Below are 16,451 nucleotides of genomic sequence, written 5' to 3' on the forward strand. Positions count from 1 at the left end.
CCCCTTTATGTGTACTTAACTTGTTAAAAAAGGGGTTTATTAATGGAAAACTATATTATTGAAATGCTCAATATAACCAAAGAATTTCCGGGCATCATCGCCAATGATAACATAACCCTCCGTTTGAAAAAGGGCGAAATTCATGCCCTGTTAGGGGAAAACGGCGCCGGAAAATCCACCCTAATGAGCGTTCTTTTTGGCTTATACCAGCCGGAAAAAGGCGAAATCAAGAAGAATGGCCAGGTCGTCAAAATTAACAATCCCAATGACGCCAACGATTTGGGCATTGGCATGGTGCACCAACACTTTAAACTCATCGATATTTTTACGGTTCTTGAAAATATCATTCTAGGAGTTGAGCCAAATAAGCTGGGCTTCTTGCAAAAAAAACAAGCCCGGGAAAAGGTACTTAAACTTAGTAAACAGTACGGACTTGAGGTAAACCCTGACGCTTTAATTGAAACGATTTCCGTTGGCATGCAGCAGCGTGTTGAGATTCTAAAAATGTTGTATCGGGAAAATGATATTCTGATTTTTGATGAGCCCACCGCAGTTTTAACCCCCCAGGAAATTGATGAGCTTATGGAAATAATGCGGGAATTCGCCAGAGAAGGTAAATCTATATTATTTATTACCCATAAATTAAATGAGATTATGGCTGTTGCCGATCGTTGCACAGTACTGCGCAAAGGTAAATACATTGGTGACGTTGCAATAAAAGATACTACTAAGGAAGAACTGTCCCGGATGATGGTGGGACGAGATGTAAACTTCAAGGTACATAAAAAAACTAAGGAACTCGGTGACGTTGTTCTTTCTGTGAAGAATATGACCGTTTCCTCCAAGATTCATAAAAACAATGCTGTAAAAAATGTAAGTTTCGATGTGCGGGCAGGCGAAATCGTATGTCTCGCCGGTATCGACGGAAACGGACAAACTGAGCTGGTCTCAGCCCTTACAGGACTTGAAAAAATAAGCAGCGGAAGTATCACCCTTGGCGGCAGGAATATAACAAAGGCCTCCATTCGTACCCGTTCAATGTCTGGAATAAGCCACATACCAGAGGATCGTCATAAGTACGGGCTCGTCCTTGATTATTCCTTGGAACAAAACCTCGTCCTGCAGCGTTATTGGCAGCCTAAGTTTCAGACCTTCGGATTTATCAAAACCAAAGCCGTACGCTCTTATGCCGAAAGGTTAATTAAGCAATATGACGTGCGCAGCGGGCAAGGTCCCATCACTCCTGTCCGAAGCATGTCCGGCGGCAACCAGCAAAAAGCCATTCTTGCCCGGGAAATTGACAAGGAACATGAGCTCATAATTGCCGTACAACCTACCCGAGGTCTGGATGTCGGCGCCATCGAGTACATCCATAAACAGCTCGTCGCCAGGCGTGATGCCGGAAAAGCGGTCTTATTGGTATCTCTCGAGCTGGAGGAAGTCATGAATTTAAGTGACCGAATTCTAGTCATGTATGAGGGTGAAATCGTTGGTGAGCTAGACGCCAAGACAACCACTGTTCAAGAACTTGGTCTTTACATGTCAGGTGCCAAACGCAGCACTGCAAAGGAGAATGAAAATGCAGGATAAGAAGGTTTCATCTTCAACAGCTTTTGATATTCTTAAAAAAGCGGGAAAAAGCAAGGGCTTTTCCGCTTTTACCGCCGCTCTACTGGCAATATTGCTGGGCCTTGTTTTCGGCTATCTTATTATGAGGATTGCCAGTCCTGCCAACTCCTTCTTAGGCTTTCAGATGCTGCTGATTGGTGGCTTCAAACGAATTGGGGATGTCTTTTATTTTGCAACTCCCATCTTAATGACAGGTCTGGCTGTAGGCTTTGCCTTCAAAATGGGCTTATTTAACATAGGGGCCTCAGGCCAGTATACCATGGGCATGTTCTTTGCCTTGTATGTCGGGTTTATGTGGAAACTGCCGGACAGTATTCATTGGATCGCCTGTATTCTCGCTGGAATGGTTGGTGGTATGCTTTGGGGTTTGATCCCCGGGATATTCAAGGCATTCCTGAACGTTAACGAAGTTATTACCTCCATCATGTTCAACTATATCGGCATGTACCTGGTCGATATGCTTATTCAAGGAAACGCAGCCATGTACATCTCCTCGAAAACCAGAACGGCCTATCTTCCGGCCTCAGCCCAAATGCCCACTCTCGGAATCCCTCATTCCAGTGTCAATATTTCTATTATCCTGGCCATTGTTTTAGCACTTATATTATTTATTGTCTTAAACAAAACCACCTTTGGCTACGAACTCAAAGCAACGGGTTTTAACAAATTTGCCAGCGCCTACGCCGGCATGAACGACAAACGCAATATCGTCCTCACCATGGTCATTGCCGGGGCCATGGCAGGACTAGGCGGAGCATTCGCAATTTTAGCACCCTCGACCATCGCTGGGAGCAGTATGACCTATGAGCCGGTCAGCGTTATTGCTGCCAACGGGTTTAATGGGATAGCCGTAGCCCTCCTGGGTAACTCCAACCCCATCGGAATTATCTTTTCTGCAGTTTTTATTTCCCATATACAACGGGGTGGCACACTGGCCAGCCTCTACGGCTATAAGCCGGAAATCATAGATGTTGTGATTGCAGTCATTATTTATTTCTCGGCCTTTGCCATGCTCATGAATTCAACCGTTGCTAACCTTATAAAAAAGCGTTATAACAAAAAACAGTCTGAAAAAATCCTGCCTGCTGATCCAAAGGAGGGGGCGTAAATTATGGATACCTTCTATTATTTGATTCAGAATACCCTTCCGGTTGCTATCCCCCTGCTTTTGGTGGCCCTGGGCGGTATGTTCAGTGAACGCAGCGGTGTCATTAACATTGCTCTTGAGGGGATCATGCTGGTGGGTGCATTTTTTGGCTGCCTGTTCGTTTACTTTGTACAAAGTACCTCCATCGACGCCCAGGGTATATTGCTCCTGGGTATGCTCGTTGCAGCAGGTGCGGGATTTCTGTATTCCCTGTTGTTGTCCCTGGCAGCTGTAACTATGAAAGCAGACCAGACCATTACAGGTACCGCACTAAATATGTTAATTCCCGCCGCCATTCTTTTGTTTTCCAAAATGTTTTTCAATAGCGACGGTATCACGACAAACAAGAACTTCTATATTAAAGAAGTTCCCCTGTTAAGCGAAGTACCCGTGCTGGGTAAATTATTCTTTCAAAATACATATATCACTGTGTACATTGGAATTTTCTTGCTGGTTCTATCGGCAATCGTATTTTATAAAACGAAGTTTGGTCTGCGCCTTCGCGCCTGTGGTGAACATCCTCATGCCGCCGACTCTGTTGGAATAAACGTCTATTTCATGCGCTATGCAGGAGTGAGCCTCTCCGGTATCCTGGGCGGAATTGGAGGATTCTTCTATGCCGTTGGAGTCATGAACGGGAACACCAACGGTCATACAGGAGTTGCGGGATTTGGCTTCCTGGCGCTTGCCGTTATGATCTTCGGACAATGGAAGCCTTTTAAGATCCTGCTCGCAGCCTTATTTTTCGCCTTCCTGCGTACTGTGGCCTATTCCATTGCCCTAATCCCCTTCTTAGCTGCTTTGGATATTAACCAAACTTATTATAAAATGCTGCCCTATGTGGCAACCATGGTCGTTCTGGCCTTTACCTCCAAAAAATCAAGGGCTCCTAAAGCAGAGGGCATACCCTATGATAAGGGGCTGAGATAGTAAAACATCTGCGGCGATGATAAAGAGCAAGAAGCCTCCATCAGAATGATGGGCTTCTTGCTCTTCGCGTTCCATCGATTATTAGGAAATCCCATGGTCCTAGTGAATTGTGTCTAAATTGTGTGGGGGTCAGACCCCATTATCATTATCGATTTTTTGGGGAATATTAACTGTGGATTTTACCCCTATTATCAGTTAGGATGAACTTTGTTAAAGGTTCATAGGGAATGATCCATATTGAGTGTCTTAGATTATCGGAGGTAGCGATTAATGAAAACTATTATGAACCAGTGGAATCAATTGAGTTTGGTAAAACAAATAATAATTGGCTTGATCATTGGAATTATCTTGGCAGTAACGATTCCCGAAGCAGCAAAACCCATCACAATTTTTGGCTCTTTATTCGTAGGTGCTTTGAAAGCAATTGCACCAATATTGGTGCTCTTCTTGGTCATGTCAGCAATCTCTCAACACCAGAGCGGCCATCAAACGAATATGAAACCCATCATCATCCTTTATCTTTTAGGAACATTCGCAGCTGCACTTGTAGCGGTGATCGCCAGTTTTGTGTTCCCGGTAACCTTGACCCTTGCAGCGGGGGCCCAAAACCTGTCGCCTCCTGGAGGTATAGTCGAGGTTCTTAAAGGATTAGTAATGAATGTCGTTGATAACCCAGTAAAAGCACTTTACAACTCTAACTATATCGGGATATTGGCGTGGGGGTTAATCCTCGGCTTTGCTTTAAAGAATGCGCGTGATACTACAAAAACGCTGATCTCGAATTTTTCAGACGCCTTAACCCAAATGGTTAGATGGATCATAAAATTTGCGCCATTAGGTATCATGGGTCTCGTATTTGATTCCATTTCTACAAGTGGAATCCGGGTCTTGCTCAGCTATGGACAATTACTGGCACTTTTAATTGGTTGTATGGCCTTTATAGCTCTTATTGTCAATCCTATCATTGTGTACGTATATATTCGGAAAAACCCATACCCCCTCGTGTTTAAGTGTCTAAGGGAAAGTGGTATTACTGCGTTTTTTACACGCAGCTCTGCTGCTAACATTCCGGTAAATATGAGCTTGTGTGAAAATCTAGGTTTAAATAAAGATACCTATTCCGTATCCATTCCACTTGGTGCCACCATTAATATGGCTGGTGCAGCTGTTACGATTACTGTTATGACCCTTGCAGCAGTTAAAACACTAGGCATCGAAGTGGATTTCGCTACTGCATTGCTCCTCAGCTTACTGGCAACTATAAGTGCTTGCGGTGCATCAGGCGTAGCCGGTGGTTCCCTATTGCTGATCCCTCTCGCAGCCAGCCTATTCGGAATTCCAAATGAAATTGCTATGCAGGTAGTTGGTGTAGGTTTTATCGTAGGTGTCTTACAAGATTCTTGCGAAACGGCACTTAACTCCTCCACAGACGTGATTTTTACAGCAACTGCTGAATTTGCTAAGTTTCGTAGAGAAGGAAAAGAATCATTAGAATAGATAGAAGCAAATCAAGGTGGTTGAAATACGCCTAACCCAGCTCTCTTTTCGCAGTATTATCTGCCAAAGGGGGCTTTCTCTTTTGGAAGAGCAGATGACTATGCTAATTAGGAGCAACCTCATCATATTGCAGAACCAGAAGCCGCATTTGCATACCATAACTCACTTAATTCTTTTCCCTACTTTCTTGCAATAAGCTTTTTGATGAATATCTGATACTGGAAACGCAGGATTATTTTCAGGAATACTACCAACCAAAATTGCATGTTGAACCACCCTTCGGATAGAGCTCCGCTCAAAGACCCTTTTAGGATTATCAGAATGTCTACGATCTGAGATAACGTCCAAAGGTAGACACATTGTGAAACCCAGCTATATTACAAATAACCTGGCCTTTATGAGAAAAATGTCTTGATTGGTAGACAAAACTGAGTTTGTATGTTTTATTAATTTTTAAATATTTCGAATAATTAAAAATTATTTTTCTAGGACTTATACATAGTTCGTTAAAAAGTCTAAGAATAATTAGAGTTATTGGCATATTTATTGCATTTTTAGGGCTTAATTAGGTAATTTTACGACTACTGCATCATTCAAATTTCCGGAAGTTATACCATTATGAAAAAGAAAGGAGTAAGGTAAATGGACGAAATGAAACAATTTATTCAGTTTAAATTAGGGCTGAATGACTATGCTGTAGAGATGAATTGTGTTCGCGAAATTATCAAGCCTGTAAAAGTCATAGATCTTTTGGGCGCACCCGAATTCGTTCAGGGGATTGCCAAAGTTCGTGACGGAGTTGTCACGATTATCGATTTAAGAAAGAAATTTGTAATTGAGCCCGCTGACGAAGGTGAACCAAGAATAATGATTTTCGAGTCGGCCAAGGAGACTGAAAAAGTGGGCCTCTGGGTAGATGATGTGGTTGAAATTCTTGAAAGTAACTCTCTTGAAAAGATCCCTAACATTATACATCAAGGCACAATCAAAGAAATTATTAAAACAAAGGATAATATTATTCCAGTCTTAGACATAGAACAGCTTTTTTCAAACGAAGTTTTATCCTGGTTAAACTCTGCTAATCCTGAACTAAGCGATTCAGTCCAAGGAAAATAATTGTTAGGAGGAATAGCTATGATCCAAGATTATGTCCAAATGGTAGACGTGATTTTTGAAACAGACTTTGGTAAAACATCAGTTTTCTTATTTGACCTTGAGAAATTTATCTACATTAGAATGGGTTCTATTATTGTTCTCCCGCTTAAGGTTGGTGACCCATTACCACCCACGAGTACGTCTTATCAATGTCTTCAAACTGGTGAAAAGGTCCAAAGACAGGTTGGAGCAGAATCCTTAGGCGTTGCTTATACAGGAGTAGCTTATCCAATTCGGGAAAATGGAGTTATCATCGGCGGGATTGCCACAACGGGTTCAAATGAGAGAGAATATGCACTGGAGAAATTACCTGACTTATCCAGGGAGCTCTCAGAATCTTTGGAGCAAGTTGCTGCTGCCATAGAAAATATTGCTGCCTCTGCCCAATCCCTTGCAGATGGTGGACAAGCCCTCACAGTACAGGCCCACGAAGTGAATGAAAAAGCAATACAAATGGAGGAAGTTGTAGAATACATAAATTCCGTGGCTAGTGATACGAAGGTTCTCGGACTCAATGCTTCAATTGAGGCTTCTAGAGCGGGTGATGTTGGAAGAGGGTTCGCCGTAGTTGCCTCTGAAATTCGAGCGATGGCAATTTCAAGCGCAACATCAGCTAAGGATATTCGCAAAATAATCGGCGGTATTCAAGGACTTGTCGGAAAAATGACCACGGAATTAGAAAAGGTAGGGGGAAATACACAGGAAGTCTCTGCAGCTGTTGAGGAAATTGGAGCGACAGTGGAATCCCTTTCCGGTTCAGCAAGGGCATTATCGGATTTAGCCAGTAAGCTTTAGCTTAAATATTATATTTGGAAGCATAAAGATTAACGTAATGTGCTTTTCTTTTATCAAAATAGCAAGGATAGGAGAGGAGTGATAATGATGAATCAAGAGGAAAGTCTATATGGACAAAAAATTAACGAAATTGCCCAGCGACTCCATCAGATATCAAAAGATGTCGAGTCGATTATCAATGATAAGGAAATGAGTCTTCAAACACTCAGAAAGAATAATCTCGGATACATGATGGCTGTTAATAATTACAAGAAGTGCAGATCAGAGTTATCGAAGATTAACCCTCCAGTCTCAGTCCAGCAAGAGCATGCCGACTTCATGGCAGCAATCCAAATGTTTATAGCGGGAACGGAATTAATGTATAGAGGAGTTTGTCTCTGTTCATTTACCATCAATGAGGAACTTATAAAAGAGGGCGGAGCCCTTGAACAACAAGGAAAAATACATGCAGAATGGTTAGCTGAAGCGATTGCTAAAAAATTAGCAACTAGTTAGGTGGTTATTATTAGGGAGTTAAATAAGTAAGAGGTTGATTCACCCTGATTGGAAGCGAATCTACCTCTTATTTTGGTTATTACCACTATCCTTACGTAATTGTCAGAATTGCTTCCCATTGTGTGGGGGTCAGTTGAAGACCCCTTGAAATAATATTTTTCTCAATTATACTTAATAGTATTGTTCCGTAATAAGAAGGATTAAGACTTCCCTAGAGTAGGTTGAGGAGGAAACATATGCATCAGTCACGTCATCGTTTTATTTTCTACGTATCAGGTATTATTATCATGACCTTTGGGATAGCATTAACAATTCGTTCGTTAATGGGAACCTCCCCATTTGACGCACTCCTTGTAGGATTATTTCAGACGTTTGGATTAACCATTGGCAGTTGGGAAATTGTTGTAGGTCTTTCCCTGGTATTATTCAATGCAGCTGCTCAGCGCCGAAGGCTTGAATATTTCGCCTTAATGACCTCATTAATTACTGGTATGGGAATAGACCTATGGCTTTTTGTATTGGGGGATTTGATTAGTCCTGTAACACTGTTCGCTCAGGCTTCTTGTTTAATACTTGGGGTAGGGTTTGTGGGTTTAGGGGTTTCTGTAAACTTACAAGCCAATTTTGCACCAAATCCCATGGATCGATCAATGCTAGTCATCAATGAATTAACAGGTCTTAATGTCGCAATTTCACGAGCCCTCGTAAGCCTTGTCCTTGTAATACTGGCTTTCGCATTTAGCGGTCCAATAGGTATCGGCACAATATTTTCTGCCCTTTTCACCGGGGTATTTATAAACTTTTTTATGCCATACACAGCACGTTTAAACAAGGATAAGAACACCGAACCTCAGAGCATAGCTCCCTAAAAAACAAACGCTAGATGTAAATTTGCATCTAGCGTTTATCAAACCACCTATCGCCTCAAATTGTCAGAATTGTTTCCCATTGTGTGGGGGTCTGACCCCTACTCTGACGGTACTAAATATTCATTACGATTACCTACTACATACTGCATTAATGTAATAATATCTTTGATATTGGCTTTGATGCCTTGATCCGTGCCTTCTTGGGCATAAATCGATGCCAAATTTACAAGGTTGACTTCTGTTCCACCCGGCCCGGCCTTCCTTATATTTGCAAGATATTGCAATCCTGCTAGGGCATCTTCTATACCGGGGTCTTCAGCGAACTCGTTACGAATCTCTCCTCTCTGGAAATAAAGGGTCACTGATGTGTCTGTGGCAACGGAATTAATAGTCTCCTCTGTAATGTCGATCAACCTTATCCGGATGCTCGCCTCTTCAAGTACAGATCCTTTTAATTGAATAGGTACAAAGAAGAGTGACTCGAAATCCGAGGTTCCTATGTCTGAGGAATCCGTAAGAATAATGTTTCCTTCAGGATCATTGGTTTGGGTAAAGCTCCCTAAATTAGTCTCCTCAATAACGTCAAGCACATCTAATTTTTCCTGATTAAACTCCAACCCGATCTGGTAACCTTTAAGAATTGGGTTAGATATTGGATTACCTGATTCATCCATAATATCCCCTATACCCACGAATAGTCCTACCGTGTTGTTAAGTCTGGGATTAACACCCAGCCTAACTAAGGGTTTAATGACAGATTCTTTCAGGATTGTAACGGTGCAGATGTCACTAAATCCTCCATCAACCGTCGTCACTCTAATCTCTGCAGTTCCTTCGCTTACTCCTGTAACCATTCCGCTTGGCGAGATGGTTGCTACACTTTCGTCACTGGAACTCCAGTTTACTGCCTTGTTGGAAGCATTATTTGGCTCAACGGTGGCTGTTAAGATTTCAGTCTCACCAACAGTAATTGTTGTGCTTGCTTTGCTAAGACTTACTCCTTCGACGGGAATGTTCTGCTCGCCAACGGTTACTGTCGTTTCAGGGCTAATGTTCCCTAAGGTGTCTGTTGCAATAACCGTTAGTACAGTACCTACTGCCTGGGCAGAAATCCCTACTGCAAAGGTTCCATCTCCTCCGACGAATCCATTACCGATCTCAGCGCTGCCCTTTTTGACAATGATTCTAGTATATGGTTTCGCTGTTCCATTGACAACGCTATCCGTGTAAAATACCGGTTGAACAACAGGAGCTGCAAGTAAAGCGCCGAGGACTGTTACATTAGTACTGACTGTTATTTGGCTGTTTACCGGGTCATGTGCCGTTACTACAATAATCCCTGGGCTGGTAGGCCTAACCTTTATCTTGGCTTGCCCATTGCTATCTAATATCACGCCTTGGGCATAAGAACCCACATCCACTGTACCGCCTGCCACGGGCAATCCTTCCTTATTGACTGTAATCCAAAGTTCCCGCTCTACTCCCGCATAAATCTCATCAGGATTAACGGTGATCACCATGGCACCTGCTTTAGCGGTCCAAGAAAGTCCCGTGGTTGCGTGATAAAGCACTTCACCCTCAGGTATGACAGTGGTGAGGACATAATCTTTAGCGCCATTAGTCTCCGCTAGGGTCACAGTTGTTTCCGAATCTTGTGCTTCATAAACCATCTCCGGCAAACGAGAGATGGCCAAATCGTCTCGCACATAGTAAATTCGATACTTTAGTGCTCCGGATACCGGGGTCCAAGTTAAGGTAACTTTCCCATCCGAAGTGTGTATCTGCTGGAGAACCGGCGCTGTGCCAGGCAAGTTTTCGGGGACATCATGCCCTGTGATTTCACTTTGGACTGCAGAGTTTCCGCCGGTTTTTAAGATATAAGACTGGGATAGATCTAAGAAACCATTGATGCTGGGGATTAACTGATAATCTGCCCAGACTGTCTCACCCGGGCTCAGTTCATTAATCGTTTCGGTCAGCTCTTGGTTTGGGGCGTAGATATAATGCTGCTTCCCTTGATCCTTTAGTTCAATAGCTGCATTGTAGACCGGAATGTCCGAAACATTTTCCAGACCAAAGCGAACATTGTAGGGATAACCTTGATCTACGCTGTTTTGGGCATCGATGCGCATTCTGAGGGCATCATCTCCCCATACTCTGAAAGGATCTTTCGTCTTAAATACAGCATTCACCTGATCATCAAAGGGCTGTAGCATGCCAGTAAAATCTGCTTCCAGGTTATACCAGCCCTTTTCGTCCCCTCTAATAATCCATTTTGTTTCCCGTCGTTCGCCGCCGGCAATATCCCCTAAGTTGACTGTTAAGCTCTGTGGCTCGCGGGTGGGCGCCAGGACCAGCCCGTTTGGCAGCTTTAAGGTGGATTTAGAATCACTAATTACGAACTCCTCATCCGCTGTATTTTCCAAGGTCAGACCTACTTCAAAAAACTCCTTTAACCAACGTGCTTCACCCGGCACGACGAGATAGGCTATGGTGGGCCTTACCTCAGGATGACCGTAATTAGGAACTGCTGTAGGGTATGCGATCATGGTACCCGGATTCGTACCCTGAGGATTCGGTGGATTATGAATCACTAAAGGCTGCCACGAACTCCCAATAAATTGTCCTTGGCCATTAATGATATGAACGACTGGTTCCAGGGGCTGGTTATTGAAGGAAAGATGCACTTCATAACTATAAACCCATTGGTTTTCCGGAGCATTGACATCGACCCCTGTGGCCTTTACTTCGTCTAGGGTCATGCGCCTAACCGTCAATTCTCCAACCACCAGTTCCCCTCTCTGCAAGCGAACTGTAGCGGTGGTCTTCTGACTGTTTTCCAGGGTGGCATCAATGGCCACAGGCTTAAAGTCAGTCTTGTAAGCATAGACCTTATATTCCCCTGCGCTGCCTACGATGGTTGCGATCCCTTGGCTATTGGTGGTGGCATGCTCTAAGGATCCATCGGGTAATTGGATAACGACACTCGCACCAGAAAGCGTCACTCCACTGCTATCATCGATGACTCGGACATCTAGGGTTCCAACCTGAAGGGGCTCTTTAACCGTGATCTGAAGGGTGTCTGAACTAATATTACCCGTGGGATCGGACACGCTTAAGGTTACAGTATAGGTTCCCGCCTCAAGGTAAGTATGGGTAGGTTGAGCAATGGCTGCCTTGGCTGACCCATCTCCGAAATCCCACTCGTAGCTGGCTATACGGTCATTATCACGGGAAAGGGTTCCATCAAATGAAATCTCCATTCCGATGATGGCAGATTGATCATTACCCGCTGCAGCAGTTGGTGGATAAGGATCATCAGCATTTGGTGCAGCAGCGATTTCCTCACTCATGACTGAATTACGATAGGTATCTAAGGCTTCAACCTTATAGTAGTAGGTAATTCCCGGTAATAAGGGGGTATCTGTGTAGGACGTTAAGGTAGTCTCTCGAATCCTTTGATAACTTCCACCAGAGACAGTGCTGCGATAGAGGCGATATCCGGCAAAATCAGGTTCACTATTGGCGCTCCAGGAAAGGTCGACTCCCCAACCACGGGGGGTTACCGTTAATACAGGCTGAACCGGAGCTTGAAGGTTTAAGGTATACTGGGTAACCCTCGCCGCACTGACGTTCCCGGCTTGATCCGTTGCAATCACTCGAACCAGATATTGTCCTTCCGTCAACCCCGTTGTGGTCCAAGTGAAACGACTAACCTCACTATAGGTATTAAGATCTTTTTCCCCGATCAAGGTCCAAGGTCCGCTGGTGTCCCCAACCATTTGATAGTCAAGGGTCACCTTTGCCAAGCGGTAGTTGTCACTGGTCAGGACACTTATAACTGGATTAGCTGGTAAAGCTGCATTGTCACTAGGGGATACACTTAAGACGTCTGGTACAGTGGTATCATCCGAAGTTGCAACAGATACTTCAGCCCATTGACCTTCGTTTCCGGACCTATCCAGTGCTGCTACTCTATAGAAATACGTGGTCTGCGGTTCCACATTCCTGTCACGATACTCTAATGAAGAAACCCGTTCTGCTAATACTGAATAGGATCCCTCCACGCTGGTGGATTTGTAAACCTTATAGGCTACTAAATCGAGTTCCGGATTCTGGAGCCAGCTTAAGGTCACATAGCCATCGGCTGCTTGAGCTTGAAAACCTGTGGGTGCAGTTGGCCCTGTATGATCCACTCGGTATTCCACATAATTAGCGTTATCCGATGTGCTGCTAAGATTTCCTGCAGTATCCTTGGCAACTCCTCGCACGAAGTATGCTCCCTCCGCTAAGCCAGAAACATCCCAGTCATAGGCAGCTGAAGCGGAAGCCGGCGAGTTGGCAAGGTGGATCGTGGCCAAATCCGTCCAAACTAAACGGTCCGTAGAGTATTGGAAGGTGAATTCTGCTACTCCCACGTTATCCGCAGCGGTCCCTCTTAAGGCAATCAGATTGGCAAATTGAGCAGGTGCCGGCGAAATTCCGGTTACTTGGGGTGCCACAGCATCATCAAGGGTCTTGACCTGGATTTCCTCAGAAGGAATCCCCCGATTGCCCACCTTATCGTAAGCAACCACTCTAAACCAATAATCCGTACTGGCTTTCAGTCCGGTAACATTAAGCCCGCGTTTATCATAGACTTTTCCTTTTGAGGCGAAGATCCCATCAAAGGTATCCTTAACTTCTACTTGGAAGTAATGGAAATCTAAGTCAGGGACATCATCCCAATTAAGCAAGACACTGGTTACCGCTGCCACGGGTGTAACTCCAGTGATCTGGGCAGGACCGACACCGTCAATCTGGTAGGTGCGAACGGGATTACCGTCACTCTCATTCCCGGCAGCATCATAGGCCAGGGCACGAACTTTAACTTCTCCGTTAAGTGATTCCGTATTCCAATGGAAGGTGGCCGTTGTTTGGTCGCTAATCCGGCCAATATCCGTCCAGTCCAGATCATTTAAGGAATACTGCAGCTTTACACTGGCAAGCTTGATATTATCCTCTGCCCTTACGGTTATGGTCGCTTGTTTGCCAAAAACTGTGCCATCCAGCTGTTCGATTCCCAGAATGGTTGGAGGAACAGTATCACTGACCCCCGTCGAGGTTGCCACATTCGAAGGAGACCCCTCTTGACTGAATTTGTCTACAGCAGTTATCTGATATTGATATTCCTGCCCTTCTGCCCCGGTTAAATCGGTACAGGAAACATTGGTACGTCCGGAGATTTTTTGCAGGAACTGGAAGGAACCGCCTGCGACTGCTCGATAGAGTCGATAATACTCTACATCCGCATCGGCTGGCATTGTCCAAGACAAATTAATACTTCCGGGACTAGCGGTTGCTGTTAAGTTTTGTGGAGCTTGAGGTGCCGTCCGATCGATCTGATAGGTTACCGTTTGTTGAACAGAATTCTCAGCACCATCAACCACCGTATAGCGCAGAGTATAGGTTCCGCTAGTCATTGTCGAAAGATCCCAATCGATATAGAAACTGAAGGGCGAGGTTCCATTTGGACCTATGACTGTACCTGGTATTAGAGTCCAAGTTTGGCCATCCCTGCTGTACTCCATACGAGCCGTTGCCCCTGCTGAGCCTTCATTATCTTCGGCCCTAACCGTAAGCCGCTGTGCTTGAGCCCCACCCAGGGTGATGGCATTTTCAGGACTAACGCTCTGGATGGTCGGTGCCGTAGTATCTGCTACAGAGGTCACTTGGCAGGTCGCTGTGAAGCCTTGATCACTGGTTGTCACCGTGATCTCGGCTGTTCCAGCGCTAACCGCCGTTACTAACCCGGTTTGATCAACCGTTGCCACATCCTCATCACTGCTCGACCAGGTAACACCCTTATTATCGGCATCCGTCGGTGCTACGGTGGCCGTTAGTTGGGCTGTGTGATGAACGTTCAATCTTAGACTGCTTTGGTTTAGACTTACCCCCGTGACCTTTACAATGGGTTTAATAACTGTCACAGTACAGCTTGCCGTATAACTGCCATCCGTTGTCTTAACACTGATGATCGCCGTGCCAAGGTTAACCCCCGTTACTTCACCATTGGAGTTGACGGTTGCCACTGCTGGATTACTGGAACTCCAGGTGACTGTCTTATCCGGTGCATCTTCAGGCAGGACCGCAGCAGTTAAGCTTCCCGTCTTTCCAGCTTCAAGGGTTAAAGTCTCCTTATCCAGGTTCACTCCGGTTACGGCAACTCTTACATTGACGGCTGCCGTTGTGGTTGAGATCCGATCGTTAGCATCTGTGACTTGTAAACCGATCGTATACTCCCCGGCATTGTCGAAAACAACACTGGTTTGTTCTCCCGTGGCATCGTCATAACTGCCATCATTGTCTAGATCCCACGCATAGATCAGGGGGGGATCTGCGGTATAGGAGTTTTTCCCGTCAAGGGAAATCGGTTGTCCTCGTACTCCTGAGTAAGCCGGTTCAAGTACTGCCTTAATATAACTTTCCGCTGTTTCTGCTGAAACTTCTTCAGAAACCAGGGACTCGTTACCTAAGGCATCCACGGCAGTGATTTTATAGTAGTAAACCGTACTTAAGCTAAGCCCTGTGTGGGTAAATCCGGATTGAACAAGCCCTGAATTTGCTTTCTGGTCTGCATAAACACCAAATTGGTAATAGACATTGTAGCCAATAATATCGGGATATTGGGTCGGATCAGGGGCATCCCAGGTCAGCTTCACCTTATTGACCAGAGCATTAGCGACAACATTGCTCGGCGGAACGGGAAGCCCTGTATTAGCATCGACAATGTTAAAGGCATCCACGTTAATTCCTGTACCGTTTGTTTTGATGTTTCGTCCAAAATAAGTGATTTCCAGGGTATGCATTCCTAAAGCCAGGTCCCTGATTCGATAGACAGGCTGCATATACAGCGCCGATCCATTGTAAAGGTCCACTAAAACTGGCTGACCGTTATCCAAAATAACTTTGGCAATTCCAAGATTAGAGTCTTTCTTGGCCAGCCAATCCAGTCCGGTTCCGTACCAGGTATACTTAAAGGTCGAGCCGGCATCTGTTGTACTTGTAAAATTCCCTCCGCTAGCGTTACTGCTGGCACTCGGGGTCCAGATTCCCCTATACTCAATTGCCAGATTATCTTCTTCAACCAGGGCATTAGACGTTCCTAGTGGAGTGTCTGAGACAATAGCAGAGGCTGGGGATTCGTTTCCTACCGTATCGATTGCCGTGATTTTATAATAGACAGGGGAATCGGAGAACTCTTCCCTATAGGTTGTGCCATACCGGATGGGATCAACATTGACACGACTAAAGGAATCTGCCTGGCCGGTAAGACTCCGATAGACATAATAACCATACAGATCCTCTTCCGGGCTTTGCTCCCACTGTAAATAGCGGCTAGTTCCCTCGCTCCCAACATTAAATCCCGTTGGCGCACTTGGCGGTGTGGTATCCGAGGATTGAATCACGTCCAAGTAATCGATATTGACCTGTTTGGTGTCAAGACTTTTTATAACTAGCTCGTGAATTCCTGCTTCAAGAACCCCACTTTGCCAAAGAACGGCCTGATACTCAGGCTGAGATCTGTAGAGATTAACTGTATTCACCAGAGACCCATCGAGATAGACCTCTGCATATCCGCCATTTGCACTTGGTAAACCTATCCATTTAATTCCCGTACCATCAAAGATAAAACTCGCTGTGGCATCCACCGTATTTGTCCAACTATAATAATTGCCACTGGAATTGTTTTCATAAGTTCGTGTCCAGCCGCTGCTATAGACAATCCCCAGGTCGTCTTCCTGGTGTATCCCTGCTCCACCTGCCGGAACTACACTAATCACCGGGGCCACAAGGGATTCGTTCCCTGCTTCATCCAGGGCCGTCACTGTATAGTAATAGGTTGTTCCGTTAACTAACCCACTATCGTGATAGCTGGTTCCTGGGATAAGCTT

9 protein-coding genes are annotated in these 16,451 nt (G+C 44.9%); 8 read left to right on the forward strand and 1 reads right to left on the reverse strand.

The genetic code is table 11. The annotated features are described in order from the left end of the window. The first annotated feature begins 42 nt into the window (after window positions 1-42). The 8 genes from HGJ98_RS12110 (at window position 43) to HGJ98_RS12145 (ending at window position 8,517) form a co-directional block, all read left to right on the forward strand. The gene (locus HGJ98_RS12110; RefSeq protein WP_291351673.1) at window positions 43-1,590 is read left to right on the forward strand and encodes an ABC transporter ATP-binding protein; all 1,548 of its coding nucleotides are present in this window, start codon (window positions 43-45) and stop codon (window positions 1,588-1,590) included. Further along, the gene (locus tag HGJ98_RS12115; protein WP_291351674.1) at window positions 1,580-2,737 is read left to right on the forward strand and encodes an ABC transporter permease; all 1,158 of its coding nucleotides are present in this window, start codon (window positions 1,580-1,582) and stop codon (window positions 2,735-2,737) included. Before HGJ98_RS12110 ends, HGJ98_RS12115 begins: the two co-directional genes overlap by 11 nt. Window positions 2,738-2,740: 3 nt before the next feature. After that, window positions 2,741-3,706 (forward strand): ABC transporter permease, encoded by a 966-nt coding sequence (locus HGJ98_RS12120; protein ID WP_291351675.1) that lies wholly within the window; start codon window positions 2,741-2,743, stop codon window positions 3,704-3,706. A 270-nt stretch (window positions 3,707-3,976) separates the two neighbouring features. Next, window positions 3,977-5,203, forward strand: a complete 1,227-nt coding sequence (sstT, locus tag HGJ98_RS12125; protein ID WP_291351676.1) for a serine/threonine transporter SstT — start codon at window positions 3,977-3,979, stop codon at window positions 5,201-5,203. 642 nt (window positions 5,204-5,845) lie between these two features. Continuing rightward, window positions 5,846-6,319: a chemotaxis protein CheW gene (locus HGJ98_RS12130; protein ID WP_291351677.1), complete on the forward strand. Its 474-nt coding sequence runs from the start codon at window positions 5,846-5,848 to the stop codon at window positions 6,317-6,319. Window positions 6,320-6,337: 18 nt separating this feature from the next. After that, entirely contained in the window at window positions 6,338-7,153 is an 816-nt protein-coding gene (locus HGJ98_RS12135; protein WP_291351678.1) for a methyl-accepting chemotaxis protein, read from the forward strand. 87 nt (window positions 7,154-7,240) lie between these two features. Next, window positions 7,241-7,648 carry a hypothetical protein gene (locus HGJ98_RS12140; RefSeq protein ID WP_291351679.1) on the forward strand — a complete coding sequence of 136 codons (408 nt, stop codon included), beginning with the start codon at window positions 7,241-7,243 and terminating at the stop codon, window positions 7,646-7,648. Between the two features lie 236 nt (window positions 7,649-7,884). Continuing rightward, window positions 7,885-8,517, forward strand: coding sequence for a YitT family protein (locus tag HGJ98_RS12145; protein ID WP_291351680.1), 633 nt, complete (start codon window positions 7,885-7,887; stop codon window positions 8,515-8,517). 98 nt (window positions 8,518-8,615) lie between these two features. On the opposite strand, the gene HGJ98_RS12150 is transcribed toward HGJ98_RS12145, so the two are convergent. Next, entirely contained in the window at window positions 8,616-16,385 is a 7,770-nt protein-coding gene (locus tag HGJ98_RS12150) for an Ig-like domain-containing protein (protein ID WP_291351681.1), read from the reverse strand. Window positions 16,386-16,451: the final 66 nt, after the last annotated feature.

This window comes from Desulfosporosinus sp. (genome assembly GCF_014237355.1).
Classification (GTDB): Bacteria; Bacillota; Desulfitobacteriia; order Desulfitobacteriales; family Desulfitobacteriaceae; genus Desulfosporosinus.